Raw genomic sequence first — 23,266 nt, forward strand, 5'->3', positions numbered from 1 at the left:
GATGAAAGCACTGACCTGGCACGGCAAGCATGACATCCGCTGCGAAAGCGTTCCAGACCCCACGATCGAGGATGGGCGCGACGCCATCATCAGGGTGACGGCTTGCGCGATTTGCGGCTCCGATCTTCACCTCTACAACGGCATCATGCCCGACATGCACAGCGGCGATATCATGGGACACGAAACCATGGGGGAGGTCGTCGAAGTCGGTAAAGACAACAAGAAGCTGAAAGTGGGCGATCGCGTGGTGGTGCCCTTCACAATCGCCTGCGGTGAGTGCTTCTTCTGCAAACGCGGCTTCTTCTCCGGTTGCGAGCGGTCCAACCCAAAGCCCGAAAAAGTCACGAAAATGTGGGGCAATTCACCCGCTGGCCTGTTCGGCTATACTCATCTGCTCGGGGGCTTCAGCGGCGGCCAGGCCGAGTATCTCCGAGTACCCTACGCCGATGTCGGACCGATTAAGGTTCCTGATGGGCTAAGCGACGAGCAGGTGCTATTCCTGTCCGACATTTTTCCGACGGGCTACATGGCCGCCGATTTCTGCAACATTCATCCTGGCGATACGATTGCCATATGGGGCTGTGGTCCCGTCGGGCAGATGGCGATCAAGTCCGCCTTTATCCTTGGAGCGGAACGCGTCATCGCGATCGACACTGTTCCGGAACGTCTGGCACTTGCTGAGAAGTCTGGCGCAATTACACTCGATTACATGGACAAGGATATCTACGACCGGATCATGGAACTGACGAACGGGCGTGGTGCGGATGCCTGCATTGACGCTGTCGGAACTGAATCCGATCCATCGGCAAGCTGGGACGCCCGCATCGATCGCATCAAGGTCGCGACCTTCATGGGAACCGACCGTCCGCATGTGCTTCGTCAGGCAATCCATTGCTGCCGCAATTTCGGAACGGTTTCGATTGTCGGCGTTTACGGCGGGTTTCTCGACAAAATCCCGATGGGGTCGGCGATCAATCGTGGCCTGACCTTCAAGATGGCTCAGACGCCGGTTCAACACTATCTGCCGATCCTGATGGATCGCATTCAGAACGGCGAAATCGACCCTTCGTTCATCATCACCCATACGGGAAGCCTGGAGGATGGACCGGATCTTTACAAGACATTCCTAGACAAGAAGGACGGCTGCGTGAAGGTCGTTCTCAAACCGTAAGAAATGTGGAGATGATCATGGGAAACCCTCAAAACCAGCTTGCCGTCGTAACCGGGGCATCCTCCGGTATCGGTCTGGAGCTTGCGAAGATCGCGGCCGAAAAGGGCTACGACCTCGTTATCGCCGCCGACGAAGACGATATCGACCTTGCCGCGGAAATCCTGCGCTCCATCGGCGTATCCGTAGACGCAATGCAGGTCGATCTCTCCACCAAGGAGGGAGCGGCCGATTTCGCGAGGTTCATCACTGACAAGGGACAGCCAGTCGATATTCTGATTGCCAACGCGGGCAGGGGGCTCGGAAAGAGTTTTCTCGATCAGGATCTCAACCAGGCACTTGATGTGGTCGATACCAACGTAACCGGAACTATCGCGCTCATCCACACGGTGGGCAATGACATGCGGGCGCGCGGCTCAGGCAAGATCCTGATCACAGGATCGATTGCAGGGTTCATCCCCGGCACCTATCAGGCGGTCTACAACGGGGCGAAGGCGTTCCTGAATTCCTTCTCGTTTGCCCTTAGGCATGAACTGAAAGATACCGGTGTCAGCGTCACCTGCCTGATGCCAGGTGCCACGGAAACCCGGTTCTTCGAGCGGGCGGACATGCTCGACACCGAAGTGGGGCAATCGGAAAAAGATGATCCGGCCGATGTTGCCAAGGCTGGGTTCGACGCCTTGATGAAAAACGAAGGCGACATCGTCGCTGGCTGGAAGAACAAGCTCCAGACGGTAATGGCAAACGTTACGCCGGCTGGAGTACTGGCCGAACAGCACGCCAAAATGGCGGCTCCCGGAACAACAAAGAGATAGGCTGTTACTGGTCCCGTTTGTGACGTCGCGACGGCAGGGAAGTGGTAGTTCTCGTCGCTAACTCACCATACGGCAGCACCGACGCCATCTCAATTTGTTCACGGTTCGGTTTTGTTGGTGTCGGTACTTCTCCAAGTCCGGCGACGGAGATCGAAGAAGCTATCCTTTGACCCCACGGCGCCGTCGTGGGGTAAAAGGAAATATAGCATGGAGCGACGGACAAGATGGTGATCCAAATGCCCAAACAGCGGCGTCTCGTCGTCGTCAGCGATTTTCAGGATGGGCAAATATGCGATCGGATTGTACCTGCGATTGATGATTTCCGCGAGCAGTGGAAGAGCGGGGCGCGCGGAAATCCCGTTATCAATGAAAATGGAAACCACAATGTTGCGGTTGAGGGCGGCTATCTTGAGCGCTTGCCACTGGCTTGCCTGAAGGCAGATATTGTCGATACTGTTGAGATATGGACGCACTGGCGCGGCGATTGCCCCCCGCCCGCCGATCTGCGGGCCGCGCCGGAGCTGGTCAGGCGCGCGTTCCAGATGAACGGTCCCAAGGCACCGTTTTCATCCAACGACATGATGGCACATTTACTGACATTCGGCGCGCCCGAAATCCTATGCGTCTGGGGGCTTGGTATTGCTGAAGATCTCCTCATGGCCTGCAAAGACAGCTACAAAATCTATAACTCTATCGATGCGCCGGCATTGCGAATTCCGCCGGAGGTTAGCCGCCATTTTAATCTGATGCTGACCGGTGCCGCATGGCAGTCGGACGAGGTGAACAGCCGACATCCCGGGATGAGAACCGCCATTTTGCCAATCGGGCCGGAATTTGCGTCAGAAAGCATGTTTTTTCCTGTTGCGGGGCCAAAGCCATACGACATCATCTATGTCGCGGCAGCCCAGGACTACAAGCGGCATGACATCCTGTTTAAGGCCTTGGCAAAACTCCCGCGTTCCATCCGTGCGCTGTGCGTCTTCGGATATGGGGAACTGGCCGGGGAATTGCGCTGCCTTGCTCGAGAGCTGCAGATCAATGTAGACTTCGTGGGCCCACCAGGAGTTCCATTCATTGACGTCAACCGGCTGATGAACTCCGCTAAGATCGGTGTAGTTTGTGGTATCAATGATGGCGCTCCGGCGATCCTGACAGAGTATATGCTTGCCGGTCTCCCAGTTCTTGCCAACGATGCGCTTCGATGTGGCCTTCAATATATAACGCCGCAGACGGGCAGGGTCGCAACGTCCGACGCTTTTCACGAAGCAATTTTAGATATGCTGGCGACACTTCCCTCCTATTCACCGAGACAGACCGTCCTCGACAATTGGACGTGGCATCATTCCGTGCGCAAGTTGCAGGCGGCGATGGATTTTAAAGAAAGTTAGAATTGTTTTAAGAATAGTCCGGAACAAAGACTTGATATCGTAGTTTGCATCCGTCTCTCAATAGCGGATGTACAATGAATCTCTCCAGTTCGTTTATCCAAGCGCCACAGGCGGTGCCTGCTCGCAATGCGCCGCTGATTTGTTTTTCCCATCTACGATGGGACTTCGTTCTGCAGCGGCCACAACACCTGATGCAGAGGTTCGCAAGCGATCGGCAAGTCTTCTTCTTTGAAGAGTATATTCCGACAGACCATCATCTGGCATATCTCGAAATACATGCTTTCGAAGGTACCACTGTCAAGGCTGTCCGGCCCCGCATTCCGCACGGATGGAGTGAGGGTGATCGTGAAGAAGCTCTGCGTAAATTGCTGGATGAGCTTCTGGAGTTGAACAACGCCGCGCGTCCGATTTTGTGGTTTTACACACCGGTCATGTACGGTTTCGCAAGCCATATAGATGCCGGTGCAGTTGTCTACGACTGTATGGACGAATTGGCCAATTTCAAGTTTGCGCCGCCCGGCCTGAAAGAAATGGAAACAGCGCTAATTGCTCGGGCCGATGTCATGTTCACGGGAGGGCACAGCCTCTATGAGGCAAAACGCCATCTGCACGGCAGCATCCATCCTTTCCCGTCAAGTGTCGACGCCGCTCATTTTCAAAGGGCGCGGGATGATTTCGAAGAACCGTTCGACCAGAAAGTGATCACTGGCCCGAAAGTCGGCTACTACGGTGTAATCGACGAGCGGCTCGATTTGGCCCTAATAGGGGCGGTAGCCAAGGCCAGACCAGGCTTGTCGTTTATCTTCATCGGGCCTGTCACCAAGATAGCACCAGAGGATCTGCCCAAGGCGTCCAACATTCACTATCTCGGGCAAAAAAGTTATAAGGACTTGCCTGCCTACCTGTCAGGATGGGAGGCGGCATTGATGCCTTTTGCCCTGAATGAGGCGACAAAGTTTATCAGTCCGACTAAGACCCCCGAATATTTGGCCGCCGGTCGTCCTGTCGTGAGTACGCCGGTTACCGATATAATCCGGCACTATGGCCGTACAGACGGTGTCTTTATTGCGCGGGATGCCAATAATTTTGCCTCCGCATGCGATGATGCAATCGCATTGAAAAAAAAGCTGGACACCGGCTGGCTCGCAGCAGTCGATACCATGCTTCGAGGTTCATCCTGGGACGCGACATACTCGGCGATGAGCGCCTTGGTTGACGAAGCAGTCACGCGGCGCCTTCTGCCAGAGCGGAATGCGAAAGGCAATCATCATCACAACCTCTCACGCGCTAAACCTTCGGCCGATTATGATTACTTGATTGTCGGTGCGGGATTTGCCGGCTCGGTTTTAGCCGAAAGGCTGGCGTGCGATGGCAGAAAGCGGGTGTTGCTCTGCGACCGGCGGCCACACGTGGCCGGCAATGCCTATGATTTTCGCAATGACGACGGCATTTTGGTCCACCAATACGGCCCCCATATCTTCCACACCAACAGCCAAGAGGTTTTTAGCTACCTTTCTCGGTTTACCGACTGGAGACCTTACGAGCACCGGGTGCTTGCAGATGTCGGCGGTAGACAACTGCCTATTCCAATCAACAGAACGACGCTGAACGGTCTTTATGGACTTGATCTTGGCAGTGACGAACAGGCGGCACACTTTCTGGCCAGCCGTGCCGAGCCGTGCAATCCAATTGTAACATCGAGGGACGTAGTGGTATCGCAAGTGGGGAGCGATCTGTACCGGACCTTTTTCGAGGGTTATACCCGAAAGCAATGGGGACTTGATCCCTCCCAGCTCGACAAGTCGGTGACAGCCCGGATTCCGACACGGGTAAATACGGATGACCGGTATTTTCTGGATGCCTATCAGGCAATGCCCCGTAACGGTTACACGGAAATGTTCGAAAAGATGCTCGATCACGAGAACATCACGGTGATGACCGGGACGGAGTATTCGGCAATCAAAAACGATCGACTTGCCAAGCATACGATCTTCACAGGGCCTATTGACGAGTATTTCGATTTTCGGTTTGGACAGCTGCCCTATCGCAGCCTCAAATTCAGACACGAAACGCATGATGTCAGACGTCTGCTTCCTGTTGGAGTGGTCAACTATCCATCCGAATCCGTTCCGTATACCCGCGTTACCGAGTACAAGCATCTGACCGGCCAAATCCATCCCAAGACCAGTATTTCATACGAATTCGCCTGCGCTGACGGAGACCCCTATTATCCAATACCTCGGCCAGAAAATCAGGCGCTTTACAAGCAGTATGAAGCGCTGGCGAGAGAGCGTACTGACGTAACCTTCGTAGGCCGACTTGGAACATATAGATACTACAATATGGACCAGGTGGTGGGCCAGGCCCTGGCTACTTATAGGCGGATGGGCAAAACTAACTCAACTGCTATAGCAGCCAGCGCACAATGGTGAACAGAAACCGGTTGCGCATAGTCCTTGCGACGGACAGTCTCGACCCATCTGGCATGGGCGAGCATATGCTGACACTGGGCCGAGCGCTTCAGCCTCAGCTTGATGTGACGATAACCGCTTTGGAAGCGCTTGACGCAAACCTGCTGGTCAGAGCCGCTGCTGCCGGACTGGCGGTTAAGGCCCTTGATGAGGGTGGCGCGTTCGAAGAATGGCTGCATTCTTACGGTGCCTCCATTCTTCATGTGCATGCTGGCATAGGTTGGGAAGGACACGCAATCGCACAGGCGGGAGCGGCATGCGGCATCCCTGTCATACGAACAGAACATCTGCCCTATCTCCTGACGGATAGTTGTCAGATAGAGCAATATGCGCGGCAAAGCGCGGCTCTGTCGCATCATATCGTTGTATCTGAGGCGTCGCGGTCGGCTTTCGAAAACAACGGTGTTGCCTCCGATCACATGACCGTCGTGCGCAACGGGATCTTCCCACCGATTGTAGCTGGCCAGCCGGCACATGATGCCCTCGGCCTGGACGGAAAAGTCGTTCTGCTTACCGTAGCGCGTTTTGCCAAACAGAAGGATCACGCGACTCTGATCAGGGCGATGCCGGCGGTGCTTGCGGTCTACCCAACAGCGGTTCTGCTCCTTGCCGGTAGGGGTGAAGAACTTGAAGCGGTCGGCTCACTGGTCGAAGACTTGGCGCTAGGCCCGAATGTGCGGTTCCTTGGCCATCGCTGCGATATCGCAGAGATCATGGCCAGCGCTGACCTTTTCGTCCTGCCTTCGCTGTTTGAGGGGCTTCCTCTCGCGGTTCTCGAAGCGATGTCGCTTCGGCTGCCCATTGTAGCAACCCGGATCGCCAGCACGGTCGAGGCACTCGGAACGGATTACCCATTCCTCACGGAGTGCGGGAACCCCGCCGCTCTCGCTTCTTCAATACTCGATGCTCTCGCATCGCCCGAACGCACTCAGAGTGCGGCTCAGGCCAGCCAAGACCGGTTTTTTGCCGAATTTTCGGCACAGCGCATGGCAGATGAAACAGCCGCTGTCTACCGGCGGTTCCTTTCCGGGCAGACAGACAAGCAACAAGGACATGGTTTCATGAACAAGATACGTATCGGCTTCATCGGCGTCGGCGGCATCGCACAACGGCACCTCGATCTTCTGTCCAGCTTCGACGACGTGGCACTGGTGGCCTTCGCTGACCCCGACTTCGATCGTGCCATAAAGGCCGCCTCCCGATTTGGTGCGCGCGCGTTTGACAACCATAGCAGAATGCTGGTGGAAGAGGTTCTTGATGCGGTTTACATCTGCGTTCCACCGTTTGCCCATGGGGACGCCGAGCGCGATCTTATTGCACGCGGTATTCCCTTCTTTGTTGAAAAACCGATTACGCTCGATGTCGGGTTGGCCGAAGAATTGTCGGCGGCGATCGATCGCGCGAAACTGATCACAGCTGTCGGATACCATTGGCGCTATCTCGATACGGTGGAAGAGGCACGCAGAATTTTGGCCGACAATCCTGCTCAGCTTTTGTCTGGGTATTGGCTAGACCAGACGCCACCGCCGCAATGGTGGTGGAAGACCGATCGCTCAGGCGGCCAGATGGTTGAGCAGACGACGCATATCATCGATCTTGCCCGTTACCTGATTGGAGAAGTTACAGAAGTCTACGGGCGTACCGGCTTCAAAGACCGACCGGAGTTTCCTGGCCTCGACGTGCCGGCCGTCACGACCGCGAACCTCACCTTCCAGTCGGGCGTTATCGCCAACATTTCTTCCACTTGCCTTCTCGGATGGAGTCACAGGGTCGGCCTGAACATCTTCGCCGACCGGCTGGCGATCGAATTGACCGACCATGATATCATGGTCGATGTCGGCGCCGGCCGGCCCGTGCGGAACGCCGAAGGCGACCCGGTCTGGCGCGAAGACCGCGATTTCATCGACGCGGTGAGCGGCAGCGAAAATCATATCCGGTGCGACTATAAGGACGCGCTGGCAACACACAGGCTGGCGCTCGCCGTCGAAATTTCAGCGCGTTGCGGCGAACCGGTCAAGCTTTCCGTGCCGGTGCTGGACCGCAAGCCGGCCTCGCCGCTTAAGAACCCCCCGCAGAAAGAACTTCCACAGAGTCTGCCTCCGGGCCATCGTCACATTCGCTCGCTTGGGATCGAAAGTCGGGGAAAGCCTTACTTCCTGCAGTATGAAGAAGGCCCACCTGCTGACGGGCATGTCCGGTTGGAAACGCTTTACACCGGTTTTTCCGCCGGGACCGAGTTAACCTTCATGAAAAATACCAATCCCTACTTCCATTCCCGTTTTGACGGTGGCCGTGGGGTATTTATCGAACATGAACCCGACCTGCGCTATCCCGTGCCTTTCCTGGGTTACATGGAAGTGGCACGTGTCTCGGAGTCGAGAGCACCGGGCTTTGAGACCGGCGACGTCGTTGCCTCGAGCTACGCCCACAAAAGCGGTCATACGGCCGATCCCTTCCAGGATGTGCTGGTGCCATTGCCCGCCGGATTCGATCCAATACTCGGCATATTTGTCGCGCAGATGGGCCCGATTGCTGCCAATGGCATTTTGCATGCCGACGCGGATGCATTTGGAGCCAACGTATCGAGCTTCGGCGCGGGTATCGCGGGACGTAACGTGGTCGTGTTCGGTGCCGGCACCGTGGGTTTGATGACAGCTCTTTTTGCAGAGAAACGGGGCGCGTCAGGTGTCATCGTCGCTGACCCCTCGGAATTTCGCCGGGACAAAGCCCGTGCCATGGGCCTGATGGCCATGAGTGAAGAGGAAGTGTGGCATTATGCGAAATCGCGCTGGCATAACGGTGGCAACGATCGCGGCGGCGATGTGGTGTTCCAAACGCGCGCACATTCCCGCAGCCTGCATGTAGCGCTAAAAACATTGCGTCCGCAAGGTACTGTGATCGACCTCGCCTTCTATCAAGGCGGCGCCGATGCGTTGCGGCTGGGCGAGGAGTTTCATCATAACGGTCTCAACATCCGCTGCGCTCAGATTAATCGCGTGCCTCGCGGTCTGGAATCGCTCTGGGACAGGCGGCGACTGGCTGGCGAAACCGTGCAGCTGATGAAAAGTCACGGCACTCTCATTCGAGAGCATATGATTACCCATGTCGTCCCGTTTGACGACGGTCCTAAATTTCTCGCCGATTTGGTGGAAAACCGGCCGGAATTTGTGCAGATCGTTTTTAAGGTCCACGCATGACCCCGCAGGAACCGCCGATCCGCATACTCTTTGTCTTCGCGTGGCTGGTGGTCGGGGGCGAGGAAACCGAAGTCCGGCTTCTAGCAACACACCTCGATCAGGCCCGCTTCAAACTCGATGTTGTCGCATGCTTTCGCAAACCCAACATGCCGTTACAGACACATGAGCAACTCGCGGCGCTCGGCGTCGATGTCGATACGACGCCTTACGAACTTTCCTTTGAGGATACGGTTTCCTATCTAGCAGGCAAGATATCGGGCTATGACGTGGTAGTCTCATGCCAAAACGTCGCCGATATTTATCCTGCGCTGGAGCGTATTCATCTGCGGCCTGCCCTGATCGAGCATGGAGGCCTCGTGTCAGAAGCCCTTGCAGGGCCAAAACACTTCACTAATCGGTACGTTGGTGTCTGCAAATCTATTCGGGATGCCGCGGCCACCATTATGCCGGGACGCGAAAACGATGCGATCGAAATTCCTTCGATGGTCGATCTTTCGGAATTTGATCCCTTGCAAAGGACCGCCATGCGCGCGTCGCTCGCCATAGCGGAAAGCGATGTTCTGATCGCCTGGGTAGGCCGTCTCGACCCCAAGAAAAACGTCGATCAGTTCATTGAGGCCGCGGCGATCGTACATGCAGACGACACGACTTCGCGCTTCGTCATAGTCGGTGGTCCGGATGCATTCTTACCGGATTATGCCGAGCAGCTACGCTCACTCGCCGCCGCCCGCGGATTGACCGGTGCGCTGACATTTCTCGGCGATCGCACAGATATCCCAGCTCTCCTCTCCGCTTGCGACGTCTTCGCCTGGCTGTCGAAGGGAGAGGGAATGCCGCATGTAATTGCCGAGGCGGGTGCCGCTGGTTTGCCTGTCATCGCCACTCCCGACAATGGCGCCGTGCAGCAAATTGATGATGGCGTGTCAGGACTATTTGTACCGTACGACGACCCAGCAGCCGTTGCCAAGGCCATGAGGATGCTGATTTCATCCGCCCAGCTACGAAAGCGGCTTGGACAAGCTCTGCGGCGGAGGGTCGAAACGCACTATAGCGCTACCGCCGTCATTCCCCAATGGGAGAGGCTTATTCGGGACGTCGCATCCGAACGGGCTGGTTCGAAGCCCACAGGGCTGTTTCAATCATTTCTCCAGGGTGGCTTCGAGTGTTCCACGCACCGGATCCGTGCACGGCCTGGAGAAGCGATTGGAAGACGCCTCGATGTGATCGCTCAAACCGGGCATGATGTTCATGCAGCAAACGACTATACCCAACTGGCCCAACATTCGATGCACACCGTGCGCGACGGGTTGCGATGGCATCTGATCGAGGCAGTCCCCGGGCAATATGAGTGGTCGAGTTTCCTTCCTATGCTCAGGGCATCGACGGAGACTGGAACTCAGGTCATCTGGGATTTATTGCATTATGGCTGGCCCGACAGCATTGACATCTGGTCGCAGGATTTCGTCGCGCGTTTCGCACGCTTTGCCGGAGCAGTAGCGCGGATTGTAGCCAAGGAGAGCAACTCAGTGGCGTTTTATTGCCCCGTTAATGAAATCTCTTTCTTCTCGTGGGGCGGTGGCGACGCAGGCTATCTAAATCCTTTTGCCCATGGACGGGGTTTTGAGCTCAAAGTTCAGTTGGCGCGCGCTTCGATTGCTGCCATGGACGCGATTGTTTCTGTCGATCCGAGGGCGCGGTTCGTTCACTGTGACCCGGTAATCAACGTTGTCACCGATCCGGCCCGCCCATGGGAACGAAGAGTTGCCGACGGTCACCGTCAGTCACAATATCAAGGATGGGATCTGATCGCCGGCCGGATGTGGCCGCAGATCGGCGGCGCTGAAAAGTATCTCGACATCGTCGGCGTGAATTATTATCACAACAACCAGTGGATCCACGGAGGGCCTCCCATCGATATCGACCACCGACTTTATAAGCCGTTGCGCACGATCCTGGTCGAGACCTACGCCCGCTATGGGAAACCGATCTTTATATCGGAAACTGGTATCGAGGCAGAAAGACGCCCAGCTTGGATCACTTACGTTAACGCCGAGGTCCGCGCAGCCATGCGCAGAGGGGTTCCTGTCGAGGGTATTTGCCTGTATCCTATTATCAACCATGCAGGATGGGACGACGGGAGGCCCTGCGACAACGGGTTACTGTCGATGCGCTGCGAGGGAATTGAGCGGCAAGTATATGAGCCGCTTGCGCGTGCGTTGCGTGATATGCAACGGCTGTAAGAGCTGATCTTAAAGGCGGTCACCGAGCGATGAGGCTTACACCCATTCTTGACGATTTGCCGGATCGGGAAAGCGAACACGCCAGCGCTTACGTGGTTCGGCCCTCTCGTCGGGGAAAACGTATTCGTTTTGCCACATGACTGTCGGGTTTGGCCACTCCCGCTGGCCGTGAGAGCTCACTGAAATAGCCACAGCAGCAATTGTTCGGGCGCAAGAGCCACCGACTGCCGGAACAATGGCGTGACGGGACTATCGGCGATCCTCGTCCATAAGGCGGCCGATCTCGGTTTCCAGGTCGAAGGAGCGTGCAGGCTCAGCTCCAGCGGTCGTCTCCGTCTGTTGTAGAGCCTCAAATACGTGAGCATTGGTGTCTGCACGACGGGCGGCCGAGCGTTCGATAATTAAGGCACGGTAGCGCATTGCAACATCCGGCATTGTTATTCGCCCGGCAATCCATTCCTCAACCCATTCGTGGAACCGTGGGTCCTGCTCGATAGCATGGCCCGCCCGCTGCGCACGTTGAAACGCGCTCGCAGCCGCACGTCGTCTTATTTCTGCTGACATTTATCTCTCACATTCCCTTTAGCTCGATAGCGCTGAGAGAGGGCTACAAGGCGTTTACGGAAAACCCTCCCGGAGTGCCTGTGTTATTTCATCAGACCGGCTGCTCGCAATGCGTCCTCGATCGTGTTTTGAATTCCGCTTGTCGGGCCAGATGAGGACACTCGCGTCGTAACAGACATGGGCTGAATGGGTAGATTGAAATCAAGATCTTGTTCCTGTCGTCTATCGAACGATGCGACCAATCCCCAGGTCCGGGCTATATGAAATGTGGACGAAATACCGACGTCGAGCATATAGGGCCCGCTCCTTCCATAGCCGGACCTCGGATCGATCGGTGTCCCATGTCCCATCCCACTGATGCTGAAATGCTCGATGACAGCTCTTCCGTCGGCTGATTTCCAAGCTTGGCGGGTATGGCCATCAAACGTCTCGATGAGATCAGGCTTTGGTGGCACGTCATGAACGCCGCGCCATTGATCAATTATGAACATCGCGTTGGACGGAGCCACTGTTGCGTCCCGCGTCCCTTGCCATACCGAAATCGTTGGCCAGGGCCCCTTATGCCCTGATGCATTGCGGAGAAGAGATTGCAGTGTCGTCGCGTCGGGAGTGCCATAACCGCGCATCCGGTCAAATGCCGCTGGAATGGTCGTTGCCGTGCGATATGGAAGGCCAGCGATTATTGCGCCTCCAGCAAATACTTCGGGGTATGTTACGAGCATGACGTTCGCCATGGCACCGCCCGCAGATAAGCCGGTGATGAAAATGCGGCGGCGGTCTATATCATAACGTAGCGTTGCAGTCTCTATCATCTGTCGGATCGACGCGGCTTCTCCCCGACCCCGCCCGATGTCGTCAGGGACGAACCAGTTGAAGCAGGTGTTGGCATTGTTGCTCTGGGTCTGTTGAGGGAAGAGAACCGCAAAGCCGTAGTCGTCTGCTAGTCGTGACCATCCAGAGCCATAATCGTAGCCGCTCGCGGTCTGAGTGCATCCATGAAGGACGACGACGAGTGCGGAGTGGAGCGGCAACCTCGCGGGAATGTGTGCTCGCGCCTCCAATCCACCAGGGTTGGTGCCGAAAGGCCCAAGGTCCGACAATACTCCGTCAGGGTGGAATGCTTGGCCCTTAGCCGCGCGCAATTTACGCAACCGTTCGATCGTATCGGAAATGGATCGCATCTAAGGTCTCCCTCGCGGCTGACGACGACTGCCACGTGCCCCTCAACGCGTGAGAAGCGAGTTTGTTGCTGCACTGCACAAAGTTATTTTGAAACGTTTGGTTTTCGCATTCTTTCGGTCGTTCAATGCTTTACCGGCCGAACGCCCATAAGTCGCCCGATAGTATCGTCAAAAATGTACCGCTTTGAAATGAACTGATCATTCTAAGACACACCGATATCAGCTGAGGTCAGCCTGCCTCAAAGCCAACAATGCCCGGTCTGAGGCCTTGGTGGACGATATTAGGTCCGTCTTCAGTTGAAGGTTACGTCTGGCCGCAGCCAGACGGCGGAGCAAAGGCTCCGACGTTGACCACCGCGTAACCCCTGCTTGATCGGAAGTTTTGGGTCAGCCAATAGTCTCAGTCGGCAAATGCACCAGTGCACCGCAGTAGTGGCGGGTTACCTGCGTCATAGCAGCCTGGGTAACCTCGAGTGTCGACTTCATGCTTTCAGCTCTTCGGGCACGTCTGCTCCAGCCGCTGCTTCGGCACTAACGGGGGAAAGTTCAACTCGGTCGTGAGCACTGCTCGCGGAACTAAAGTTGTTCGTGGACATTTTTCACTTTTGCAGGAGAGAAGACAGATGGCGCCACGGGCGAACTGGAAGGGGTTTCTCAAGATCGGTGAGCTAACGTGCGCTGTATCGCTCTACACCGCCGCTTCAACCTCAGAGCGCATAGCTTTCCACACCCTCAATCGCAAGACAGGAAATCGCGTCCGTCGTGAGTTCGTGGATAGCGAAACCGGCAAGGTCGTGCAGCGGGAGGACCAGGTCAAAGGATATGAAGAGTCCGACGGCCACTACGTCGTCTTCGAGCCTGAAGAGGTTGCCGCGACAGTGCCGGACGCAGACAAAATACTCGACGCGGAAATGTTCATCAAGTGCGATGACATTGATGACGTCTATTTCGACAAGCCCTACTACCTCTCTCCCTCGGACAAGCAAAGTCTCGAAGTTTTCACTCTGATCCGTGATGGATTGGAAAAGAAGCAAGTCGCCGCCATTGCTGAAACCGTGCTGTTCCGCCGTGTCCGAAAGCTTTTGATCAGACCGCATGGAAAAGGGCTGGTCGCGTCGACCCTCAATTTCGAATACGAAGTCCGCTCGGCAGAAGATGCCTTTAGCGACACGCCAAAGCTTGAAATCGAAAAGGAACTGCTCGATCTCGCCGACCACATTATCGGCGGAAAAATGGGTAAATTCGATCCCAGCAAGTTCGACGATCGCTATGAACAGGCGCTTACGGATGTTGTGAAGGCCAAGCTTGAAGGTCGGAAGATCAAGCCGCGCCCCGCTCCAGAACCGGCGAAGGTCGTGGATCTGATGGATGCCTTGCGCCAGAGTGCGGGTATTAAGGCTGAAGCCAAAAAGCCGAGCAAAAAATCCAAGAAGAGCACCGGCACTCAACCCAAGAAGACTGCCCCGACCCGAAAGGCAGGCTGATGGTTAGGCGGTCATTTTTTCTTAGTGGCATCCAGGCTCTTTTTAAGCGCGTCCATGATGTTGATGACGTTGTTCGGACCTTTGGCCTCAATCTTGCGGGCCACCGTTTTCTTCGATTTGGCCTTTTTCTTGGTGGCGATCATGTCGAGGATGCGATCTTGTACCGGGTCATCAACGATCGAAGGGTCCCATGGCGTTGAACGCGCCTCAATGAATTTTCCCATGAGCTGCATGTAGTGGGATTCGGATTTCTGTGCCCCGATCGCCTTGAAATATTGGTTGGGATCACGCACTTCGTCGCCGTAGCGCAGCGTCCACAGGACGATGCCATTGTCGCGTGGTTCGAGCATCACGGCCCGTTCGCGCCGATACATGACCAAGCGAGCTATTCCGACCACGCCCTTGGCGGCCATCGCCTCGCGGATAACGGCAAACGCTTCCTCTCCAACCTTATCGCTGGGAGTGAGATAATGCGGTGTGTCGTACCAGATCCATTCAATTGAATCTTTTGGGACAAAGGTTTCGATATCGATCGTACGTGTACTTTCAAGCGCGACAGCATCTATCTCGTCGTCTTCAAGCATCACATATTCATCTTCGCCCCGCTGGAAACCCTTGACCTCGTCATCTTCGTCAACTTCCCGCCCTGTCACGGAATCGACAAAGCGGCTGACAACACGGTTCTCTGTGGCTCGGTTCAGGGTGTGAAACCGTACTTTTTCACTCTCGGTGGTCGCGGGGATCATGGACACCGCGCAGTTCACCAAAGAAAGCTTGAGATAGCCTTTCCAGAATGACCGAGGTGCCATGCAAGATACTCCGTGGGAATTCTTCGTGAACGGCGGGATGACGCGTTTGTTCCTCGCTTGGAGGCACTTTGCGGAAAGCGCAGACCAGCGCGTGAAAGAAATGCTCAACTTCGCGACGCGCAGGACGCCAAGTGGCGGGTCGGCATCGATAGATCTAAAGCAATGATTGAGCGCTCTCAGACATGATGCCATTCAGGGCTTTAGTCCTGATTTTTCAACAGCAAAGGGCTAATAGGGCCGGTATCGGCATTGTTAGCTGGAACTCGCGTACCCTGGCGGCGTTTGGTGGCTCAGAACACTGTCGGGATGAGGCGCGCGAGTTCACGCTGAAACCTACACGGAATAACCGTTCTCCCTTTCCTCAATTGGCGTGGGAACCATCGGAACGCAGGAGCCCCGTTCATGACTTATTCTATCCTGCCCATCGTGGGCATAACACTCTCGCTCACCGCGATAGCGGGTAATGTCATGGCAATCTCCAGTCACCTTCCCGAGGATGAAATCAAAAACCTGAACAGCATAGACATTTCCTCGCTCTGGACGTCCAAACCCTCGTTAGTCGATCCCAGCAAGCAGAATTTTGAGCGCCTTCCAGCCCTCGTCACCGAACTGCCGAAATCGGCGGACCTAACTCCTGCCGTGGACAACATTGTCGCAAGCGCCACCCAACTTTCAAGGAAACTCTCCCATCCCAATCTGAGCGGCGAAGGTGAAACGGCGAGCGTGGGCCTGCCCTCAAGTTTCCAGGCCGGCACTGAAGCGGCCAAGTGGTGCGCCGAGCGATAACACGTCCTATCGTTCGTCGGACAACACATTCAAGCCGTACAACGGCGCACGCCGCCGATGTGAGCCGTCGTTCGCATCTCCCCCCCAGAACACTGTGCCCGCGGAGGTGGTGGAGCAAGATTCCCACATCGGTAAGATCGAATATTCCGGAACGATCCACGCCCAGTGGTGCTTCGCGCGCTACCGCTCCTATAACCCGGGTAACAATACGTATAGGGCATTCAGCGGTGAAATCCGGTCCTGCGTCTCTCCGTACATTTGAAAAAAAACGCGGCCGTTGGATTCGCCGACGATCGCACTCCCAATCGTTGACGAAACGCAGTACCGCCTTAGTTTGTGACAGACACTTCGCAGGCTAGCAATGTGGCGTTGGGATCTTTTGTCAAGCATGCACCCGTTCATCAAAGGCAATCATTGGAAGGCGCTTTCGCTGGCTCAGCAGTTTCTTCTCGTCGGAGGCTTGGTCACGCTCTTCGCAACTCTCATCGTTGGGGCGTTCGTCACTAGCCTCATTGAGGATGCGGTCACAAGAAATTCTGGAGCCGCGACTGCACTATACGTCGATAGCGTCATCGCACCGCTGCTGCCGGACATGCAAGCCAGCACCGACTTGAGCGACTCCGTAAAGCAGGCGCTAGACGAGACGCTTGGCCAGGGAGCACTCGGAAGGCGTCTGATGTCTTTTAAGCTTTGGCGGCCCGACGGGACGATTCTTTACTCCAACAACAGACAGCATATCGGGCAGAAGCTGCCGATCAGCGACGGCCTGCAGACGGCGCTCACTGGAATAATGGTCACCGAATATGACAACATCGACGATGTCGGGAGCGAGAGCGAACGCGAAGCCGGCGTTCCGCTCCTTGAGGTCTACAATCCGGTTCTGCAGCCTTGGTCCGGGGATGTCGTCGCCGTCCTCGAGTTCTATGAGATTGCGACCGATTTCCAACACAGCCTGAACCGCGCACGCCTACAAAGCTGGATTGCTGTCGTGGCATTTACCATGACATTCTTCGCCATCCTGTCGCTGCTCGTGTCCAGAGGCAGCAGGACGATCGACAGCCAGCGAGAAGCGTTGAAGGAGCGGATCCAGGACCTATACGACCTTTTGACGCAGAACGGCGAACTTAGTGCGAAGCTCCAGCGCGCCAGCCAGCGCACAACGGCGTTGAACGAGCGATATCTACGACGTCTCGGAGCCGAACTGCACGATGGACCGGCACAGCTTGTCGCTCTCGCGGCGCTGAAGGTCGACAGCGATCTCATCAGCAATCACCGCACGTCGCCGAAGATGCGGGAACGAGAGATCAAGTCTATCAAATCCAGTCTCGATGACGCCATGCAGGAAATACGAACGATCTGCAGCGGCCTCGTCCTTCCGCAGATCGAAGGAGCCGATCTCGGGGAGATTATCGAACGAGCACTCAAGGCTCATATGCAGCGCACGGGCACAACAGTGAGGCTCTCGATGCCTCCGAAATCCCCGCCGCTGTCGTTATCGGTAAAAATCTGCGTCTTCCGATTTCTGCAAGAGGCGCTCAACAACGGGTTCCGACATGGTGGCGCAGCCGGACAGTATGTCGTTCAGACCTTCGATGGGCAGAACCTATTCATAACAGTTGGTGACAGCGGCCCAGGCTTCGACCCGGCGAAGATCGAACCGTCGAGCCTTGGCCTGTCAGGCTTGCGCGAACGGGTTGAAAGCTTGGGTGGACATTTCGACTTGAAGACTTCGAACCGGGGAACCGTGCTGCGCATGTCCCTGAACCTACGTGGGATGGAGCCCGCATGAAAGAGATAACAATAGCCGTGGTTGATGATCATCCGCTGTTTCGCGAAGGTGTCATGCGCATCCTTTCGGAAATACCTGGTTTCCGGATCGTAGGCGAAGGATCCACTTCGCAAGAGGCGCTTGCATTGAGCGCCACCCTTAGGCCGAGTATCCTGCTCATGGATATCTCGATGCCGGGCGGCGGACTGAATGCGATCCTCCCCGTATTGCACGAGAATCCCGGCCAGAAAATTATTATGCTGACAGTCTCGGAAACGGGCGACGATGTGATGAGCGCGTTGTCAAAAGGCGCAAAAGGCTACGTGCTGAAAGGCGTCGGGTCGCGAATGTTGGCGGATATCGTCAGATCGGTAGATGCGGGCGACACCTATGTCTCACCGACGTTGTCGGCCAGACTACTGTCAGACATGTCATCATCCGAAGCCCGGGCGAGGCAGGCCAATCCGATCGACGCTCTGACGAACCGCGAGCAGGAAGTCTTGCATCTCGTGGCCGAGGGCCTCAGCAATAAGCGGATTGCACTCCGGCTTGGCGTGCACGAGAAGACGATCAAGCAGCACATGACCCATATCTTCTCGAAGCTGGGAATTAGCAACAGAACGGAAGCGGCCATGACGCTGCGCAACGCGATGATGCCCTATTAAATGGCTTCAGGTTTTCCGCGACGCAGCGATGGAGGACTTAAGTCCTGTAGCGTCGAGGTATAGGTCGTGGCGGGGAACAGGTTTGATTTCGTGTCGTTTAGCTCCTGTGAAAAAGAACATTTGGAGACTATCATGAACACGAAACTCATTTTTGCATCGGCCTTTGTTACGCTCGCTCTTGGCAGTTCTGCCTATGCCGATGACGCCAACAGCGCGGTCACGGGTGCCGCAGGTGGTGCGGTTACGGGTGCGATCGTGGGTGGCCCTGTCGGCGCTGCCATTGGTGGTGCTGCCGGCCTCATTGTAGGGGCTGCCATCGACCCGCCGCCGGCACGCGTCGTCACCTACGTCCAGCAACAGCCTGTTCAAAACTCGGTTGTCGTCAAGCAGCCGATCGTTATCGGGAAGCCTATCCCGCAGGAGGTCGTCCTTATGCCGATCGCCGAAGATCCGCGCTATTCGTACACCGTCGTTAACGAGCAGCGCGTCATTGTCGATCCGCAGACCCGCACCGTGGTTCAGATCATCCAGTAACGCCAGGAAGTGCGGGTAACCTGCCCGCGCAGGAGAGAGATTATGAACAGCTTGATCTGGCTCGTCGGAGCCGTCGTGATCATCGGCGCAATCCTGTCATTCGTCGGATTCGCTTGAACCATTGGCCGAGGCGACGTTGCAGCGTCGCCTCGGCCATATCGTCACCTTGGAGGGGCCAGCATGTCCTACAATAACTCTCATGAACCAGCCGCGTCCCTTGGTGGACCACTCATCCTGTTGTTCGTGATCGTGGCGACAGCGACAGTCGCAATTTTGTCGGAGGGCCGCTCTGGTCATAAAGAGCGGCGCGTGGCGGTGGTTTTGCCGTCGGTCGATGAAACCCGTTAACCCGCTGAAGGAACACCTCATGTGGCTGGAACTGACATCTGAAAACGACGAGAAATTGTACATGAATGTAGATCAGTTTGTCGCCATCTATCCCGTGAACAACAACAAGCTCACGAAAGTCGTGACGCCAGCCGGTCCGATCATGATCAAGGAGCCCCTTGCGTTCATACAGTCGAAGCTCGAACAGCTGGCCGCCCGAGCATCGGCTTGATGTGCAACGTTCAATGACGAAAAAACCGCAGGCGGACCTCGTCTCCCAAGGTGGCGCGGCGGTTGACGATGGTTCGGCCCTTGGAGTCTTTCATGATGTATCTGCCATCGCGTACGGCTTCACTCATCCCATCGTCATGGCGAACCGAAAGCGAGGGGCGGCTGCCCTTAGTCCTCACGCCCTTGTTGGCTCCTTGAGTGTTCGACTTTCCGGGCGTTTCGCTCTTCCCGCCCTTGCTGCCACCGCTGCCATTACCACTTCCGCCATTGCCGTTGTTGCCGTTTTTTGCCAAAGCGCTCTGCAGAGAGAAACCGATTGAGTAGTCCGAGATGCTCGCCGAGCACGGAGCCATCGCGATCAGCGCGCTCAGGACGATCGAAAGCGGACGCTGACGGGTACTTCGGCGCGTTGCCATGGTTTAATCCCTCATAGCAAAGCTACATGCTATCCGGTCATCACCAGCAAACGGGCCAAAACCACGACAGATTTGAGACGAACGGAGCACCTTGCTCAGCCTGTACTCTGGATAAATGCGAATGGATCGTCAACGTAAAGCCATTCGCTTTCTACGGAAACACAACCTTTCCCTCATTTCTTATGAGACCAAGGCCCCGTGAAGTGGTGGCTGAAGTCCTGGGGCGGAGCCTTCCGTAGCGGAACGATGTTGCCCGCCTCAACCGCCGAAGGTCTAAGCCCTGCCCGGAACTGAAGTCGGATGCCGGGGTGAAGAACATGCGCTACGATCGTTTGCAGCCTGATCAAAAACGCATGGCGCGGCATCACGCAGGCGCAGCGCAACGGAGTAGTGGTTGGACTATCAAAGCGGGCGGGCTAATCGACGTCCAGAAGGTCACGACCGGAGTCTCATGATGTGCACCAAATTCTGATGCTGCCGGGACTAGCGCCGCCAGGTTGGTTGACCAGTGGCCCTTGGCGGGACGAACTACCTGCCGATGAGCGATTTGTGTTCGATGAAGGCAGCGCAAATGAGTAGTCGGTGGTCTGGACGAAGGTCGCCTACGGCCCTGGCGATGGGAGCTAATTGTTCTCGGCGAATACCCACACTGCTGGCAAGCGTTTCAAACGCTTGTTGTTCGTGCGAGGAAGATTGTTAAGCCCTGGTAAAGCCTGCCGCTATCGCATGGCGCGACGTGCTGGGTGGTCATGGTATTCCATGGGAAAAGACAGGGGCAGGCGGGTAACGGAGAAGGGGAGAGCCGTACTTCTGGATCGATGCAATTTTCTGAAGGTGAGACAGGGCGGTCATCCCTGCCGCCCATTAGCGAAGGTAGAGCATACCGAGGTTTGTCGATACCACTAGCTCCAAAAGTGGTTCGGCCGTTGCCGGTGCGCTGAGACTCAAACTCTTCTCCCATCGCGCAAATTGCAAATGCAGGTTCACAGTCCCAAAAAGAATTTCTGACATGATCAAGCCGATATGGTGCGGAGAGAGCATAGTGTTGGACGCCATGTTGAAATGCCTTTTACTAAAACCGTTGGGCCTAAAGCAGGACTTAAGTCTGGGACAGATCCTTCAAAGGTCTAGGGCGTGCTTGGCGACCGGAATCTTCGGAACCATTTGATTCCTTAAGTGTTCCCTTGCCGAGGATCATTCAACGATCCCGCAAGGAGAACCTCATGAAAAAACTTCTTATTGCGTCGGCTGCCGTCGCCTTTTCCGCAACCTCGGTATTCGCACAGGAAACCAAGCCGGCGGCAAATCCGGACGGCGATACGCCAGCAGTAGCGTCTCCGTCCGATCAGAACGCGACCGCGCCAGTCGAAGGCGCTAATAGCTTCACGGAAGATCAGGCCAAGGAGCGCATCATCGAAGCCGGTTATGCCGACGTCACCGAGCTGAAGCTCGACGACCAGGGCGTCTGGCAGGGCAAAGCGACCAAGGACGGCAAGGCAGTAATGGTGTCTATGGACTACCAAGGCAACATTGTTGCCAAGTAACCTGGAGGAGAAATCTATGACGAAAACAGTAACAGGGCTTTTTGACACGTATTCCGATGCAAGCTCGGCTGTCGAGCAGCTCAAGGCAGCAGGCATTTCGGACAACGACATCAGCATCGTCTCCAACAATTCGGACGGACGCTACAAGGACGACGATAATGACGCCGCCGAAGACGCAGGCGCTGGCGCTGGTATCGGTGCCGCCGTTGGCGGCGTGGGCGGTCTGCTGACGGGTCTTGGCATCATGGCCATTCCAGGCGTCGGCCCGGTGGTTGCAGCAGGCTGGCTGGCTGCCACGGCTGCGGGTGCTGTTGCTGGCGCGGTCGTCGGTGGCGCCGCAGGCGGCATCGTCGGTGCACTCACCGATTCGGGCGTCAATGAGCGCGACGCCCATGTCTATGCCGAAGGGGTGCGCCGGGGCGGTACCCTGGTGACCGCGAAGGTTGCTGATGCCCGCGCCCATGAGGTCGAAGCAATCCTTCAACGCTCGAACTGGGTCGATATTCCGGCACGCCGGACTGCTTATGAAGGTCTGGGATGGACAGCTTTCGACGACAAGTCAGCTCCTTACTCGCAAGCTGAGATCGATGCGGAGCGTGCACGTTACGCAGGCCGCGCATTGTAAGCCACATATCTCGCGTCTGGAATACAACGGGGCCAAATCGGCCCCGTTCGTTGTCGGCCGATCATGCTTCTATTAGATCCGGAGAGCAGTCCGCCCCACTTAGCCCCTGCTAACTCACGGCGACTACTGAGCCTTGCCCTTTTTCCCCGGGTGACCCACTCGGGGTAGGCGTTCTTTTAGGGCAGCGGGTTGTCGCTGGTCCGTTCGTCAACGGTTCAGCGTTGGAAGCGGGTATCAAGTAATCATAGTTGAGGATGCGTGTCCGGTTGCCGTCTGGGACAGGCGTGAGAAGTGGCGCTGTGGCAAAACTCGAGGCCGGTGTGCGGTTGACGGATGTCGGCTGCTGTTGCGGCTATTGGCGCTGCTCAAGGCTGAAGTCTTCCCGAACTTCCGGTTTCATATGCTCGGCGCGCAGGGGGCGAGTTGCGGCGGCGCAGATTTGCCGGGAGGCTGGCTTTCCAGCCTCCGCTGGGCGGCGCTGACGCCGTTCAAACCTGCTGCCTCGACGCGCAGCAAGGTCGAACGCCCGATTACCCATCATAATATGGCTGTTGGACCAAGGTTCGTCGGTCGTCAGGAACCAGGTCTCTGTTAAAGCGGAGACGCAGCCACATAAGGTCTTCTTGCATCGCCTCCACCGTCTCGACCGACTTCCACCCTTTTAATGATGGCCAGTAGAATGCTCCCACACACTCCTGATGTTGCAGGTCGCGGTCGGGATGGTTTTCGCATACCCGGTGGACTTCGATCTGCATTGTGTTCCTCCTTGAACTCCACGCCAATCTTGTTTCCTCACGGGCTAGGTTGCGCCCCTCTGCAGTAGACCGAACGGACGTCGCGGCGCCTGATTAAGAATGTTTCGCGGTTATTTCTGTTAAAAGCCTTCATTATTTCTGGGCCACCGGACGGACCAGCGGCGTCACGCGGCGGATTGTCACGCGGCGGTTTTCCTGTTCGGCAGACTGCGTGCGGACCTTGAGGAAGCGCTCGCCATAACCCTGGGTCACCAGGTTTTCGGCCGGGATGTCGTAGACTTCACTCAGCAGTGAGGCG

At 56.3% G+C, this 23,266-nt stretch carries 21 protein-coding genes; 16 read left to right on the forward strand and 5 right to left on the reverse strand.

What is annotated here, in order from left to right; translation table 11 throughout:
- Position 1: 1 nt before the first annotated feature.
- From ASC96_RS16315 to ASC96_RS16340, 6 genes are all read left to right on the forward strand, one after another.
- Positions 2-1,171 (forward strand): zinc-dependent alcohol dehydrogenase, encoded by a 1,170-nt coding sequence (locus tag ASC96_RS16315; protein ID WP_060504203.1) that lies wholly within the window; start codon positions 2-4, stop codon positions 1,169-1,171.
- Between the two features lie 17 nt (positions 1,172-1,188).
- Positions 1,189-1,983 carry an SDR family NAD(P)-dependent oxidoreductase gene (locus ASC96_RS16320; RefSeq protein ID WP_244482096.1) on the forward strand — a complete coding sequence of 265 codons (795 nt, stop codon included), beginning with the start codon at positions 1,189-1,191 and terminating at the stop codon, positions 1,981-1,983.
- Positions 1,984-2,207: 224 nt separating this feature from the next.
- The gene (locus tag ASC96_RS16325) at positions 2,208-3,371 is read left to right on the forward strand and encodes a glycosyltransferase (protein WP_244482098.1); all 1,164 of its coding nucleotides are present in this window, start codon (positions 2,208-2,210) and stop codon (positions 3,369-3,371) included.
- Between the two features lie 191 nt (positions 3,372-3,562).
- Entirely contained in the window at positions 3,563-5,803 is a 2,241-nt protein-coding gene (gene glf, locus ASC96_RS16330; RefSeq protein ID WP_162246363.1) for a UDP-galactopyranose mutase, read from the forward strand.
- Positions 5,797-9,039, forward strand: a complete 3,243-nt coding sequence (locus ASC96_RS16335) for a glycosyltransferase (RefSeq protein WP_244482100.1) — start codon at positions 5,797-5,799, stop codon at positions 9,037-9,039. The genes glf and ASC96_RS16335 overlap by 7 nt, the downstream gene beginning before the upstream one ends.
- Positions 9,036-11,279: a glycosyltransferase family 4 protein gene (locus ASC96_RS16340; RefSeq protein WP_060504206.1), complete on the forward strand. Its 2,244-nt coding sequence runs from the start codon at positions 9,036-9,038 to the stop codon at positions 11,277-11,279. Before ASC96_RS16335 ends, ASC96_RS16340 begins: the two co-directional genes overlap by 4 nt.
- Before the next feature lie 249 nt (positions 11,280-11,528).
- Here the strand turns inward: ASC96_RS16340 and ASC96_RS16345 are convergent, their stop codons facing one another.
- Positions 11,529-11,843, reverse strand: coding sequence for a hypothetical protein (locus ASC96_RS16345; RefSeq protein ID WP_060504207.1), 315 nt, complete (start codon positions 11,841-11,843; stop codon positions 11,529-11,531).
- 83 nt (positions 11,844-11,926) lie between these two features.
- The gene (locus ASC96_RS16350) at positions 11,927-13,024 is read right to left on the reverse strand and encodes a PHB depolymerase family esterase (RefSeq protein WP_060504208.1); all 1,098 of its coding nucleotides are present in this window, start codon (positions 13,022-13,024) and stop codon (positions 11,927-11,929) included.
- 623 nt (positions 13,025-13,647) lie between these two features.
- Here ASC96_RS16350 and ASC96_RS16355 point away from each other — a divergent pair.
- Positions 13,648-14,508: a Ku protein gene (locus ASC96_RS16355; protein ID WP_060504209.1), complete on the forward strand. Its 861-nt coding sequence runs from the start codon at positions 13,648-13,650 to the stop codon at positions 14,506-14,508.
- Between the two features lie 11 nt (positions 14,509-14,519).
- On the opposite strand, the gene ASC96_RS16360 is transcribed toward ASC96_RS16355, so the two are convergent.
- Positions 14,520-15,317, reverse strand: coding sequence for a Ku protein (locus ASC96_RS16360; RefSeq protein ID WP_060504210.1), 798 nt, complete (start codon positions 15,315-15,317; stop codon positions 14,520-14,522).
- A 402-nt stretch (positions 15,318-15,719) separates the two neighbouring features.
- Between ASC96_RS16360 and ASC96_RS32685 the strand changes: the two genes are divergently transcribed.
- From ASC96_RS32685 to ASC96_RS16385, 7 genes are all read left to right on the forward strand, one after another.
- Entirely contained in the window at positions 15,720-16,103 is a 384-nt protein-coding gene (locus ASC96_RS32685; RefSeq protein WP_060504211.1) for a hypothetical protein, read from the forward strand.
- A gap of 109 nt (positions 16,104-16,212) precedes the next feature.
- Positions 16,213-16,365 (forward strand): BA14K family protein, encoded by a 153-nt coding sequence (locus ASC96_RS33375; RefSeq protein WP_244482102.1) that lies wholly within the window; start codon positions 16,213-16,215, stop codon positions 16,363-16,365.
- 126 nt (positions 16,366-16,491) lie between these two features.
- Positions 16,492-17,892, forward strand: coding sequence for a sensor histidine kinase (locus ASC96_RS16370; RefSeq protein WP_060504222.1), 1,401 nt, complete (start codon positions 16,492-16,494; stop codon positions 17,890-17,892).
- Positions 17,889-18,536 carry a response regulator transcription factor gene (locus tag ASC96_RS16375; protein WP_060504212.1) on the forward strand — a complete coding sequence of 216 codons (648 nt, stop codon included), beginning with the start codon at positions 17,889-17,891 and terminating at the stop codon, positions 18,534-18,536. Before ASC96_RS16370 ends, ASC96_RS16375 begins: the two co-directional genes overlap by 4 nt.
- A gap of 132 nt (positions 18,537-18,668) precedes the next feature.
- Positions 18,669-19,070: a DUF1236 domain-containing protein gene (locus ASC96_RS16380; protein ID WP_060504213.1), complete on the forward strand. Its 402-nt coding sequence runs from the start codon at positions 18,669-18,671 to the stop codon at positions 19,068-19,070.
- A 180-nt stretch (positions 19,071-19,250) separates the two neighbouring features.
- Positions 19,251-19,418 carry a hypothetical protein gene (locus tag ASC96_RS32690; protein WP_156397537.1) on the forward strand — a complete coding sequence of 56 codons (168 nt, stop codon included), beginning with the start codon at positions 19,251-19,253 and terminating at the stop codon, positions 19,416-19,418.
- A gap of 19 nt (positions 19,419-19,437) precedes the next feature.
- Positions 19,438-19,629: a hypothetical protein gene (locus ASC96_RS16385; protein WP_060504214.1), complete on the forward strand. Its 192-nt coding sequence runs from the start codon at positions 19,438-19,440 to the stop codon at positions 19,627-19,629.
- Between the two features lie 10 nt (positions 19,630-19,639).
- On the opposite strand, the gene ASC96_RS16390 is transcribed toward ASC96_RS16385, so the two are convergent.
- The gene (locus ASC96_RS16390; RefSeq protein ID WP_082512114.1) at positions 19,640-20,044 is read right to left on the reverse strand and encodes a hypothetical protein; all 405 of its coding nucleotides are present in this window, start codon (positions 20,042-20,044) and stop codon (positions 19,640-19,642) included.
- 1,223 nt (positions 20,045-21,267) lie between these two features.
- On the opposite strand from ASC96_RS16390, the gene ASC96_RS16395 reads away from it, so the two are divergent.
- Both ASC96_RS16395 and ASC96_RS16400 read left to right on the forward strand, forming a co-directional pair.
- Positions 21,268-21,588, forward strand: coding sequence for a PepSY domain-containing protein (locus ASC96_RS16395; RefSeq protein ID WP_060504215.1), 321 nt, complete (start codon positions 21,268-21,270; stop codon positions 21,586-21,588).
- Positions 21,589-21,604: 16 nt separating this feature from the next.
- Positions 21,605-22,213: a general stress protein gene (locus tag ASC96_RS16400; RefSeq protein WP_060504216.1), complete on the forward strand. Its 609-nt coding sequence runs from the start codon at positions 21,605-21,607 to the stop codon at positions 22,211-22,213.
- A gap of 530 nt (positions 22,214-22,743) precedes the next feature.
- On the opposite strand, the gene ASC96_RS16405 is transcribed toward ASC96_RS16400, so the two are convergent.
- Positions 22,744-22,968, reverse strand: a complete 225-nt coding sequence (locus tag ASC96_RS16405) for a hypothetical protein (RefSeq protein WP_060504217.1) — start codon at positions 22,966-22,968, stop codon at positions 22,744-22,746.
- Positions 22,969-23,266: the final 298 nt, after the last annotated feature.

Source organism: Rhizobium sp. Root1204 (assembly GCF_001424965.1).
GTDB lineage: Bacteria > Pseudomonadota > Alphaproteobacteria > Rhizobiales > Rhizobiaceae > Pararhizobium.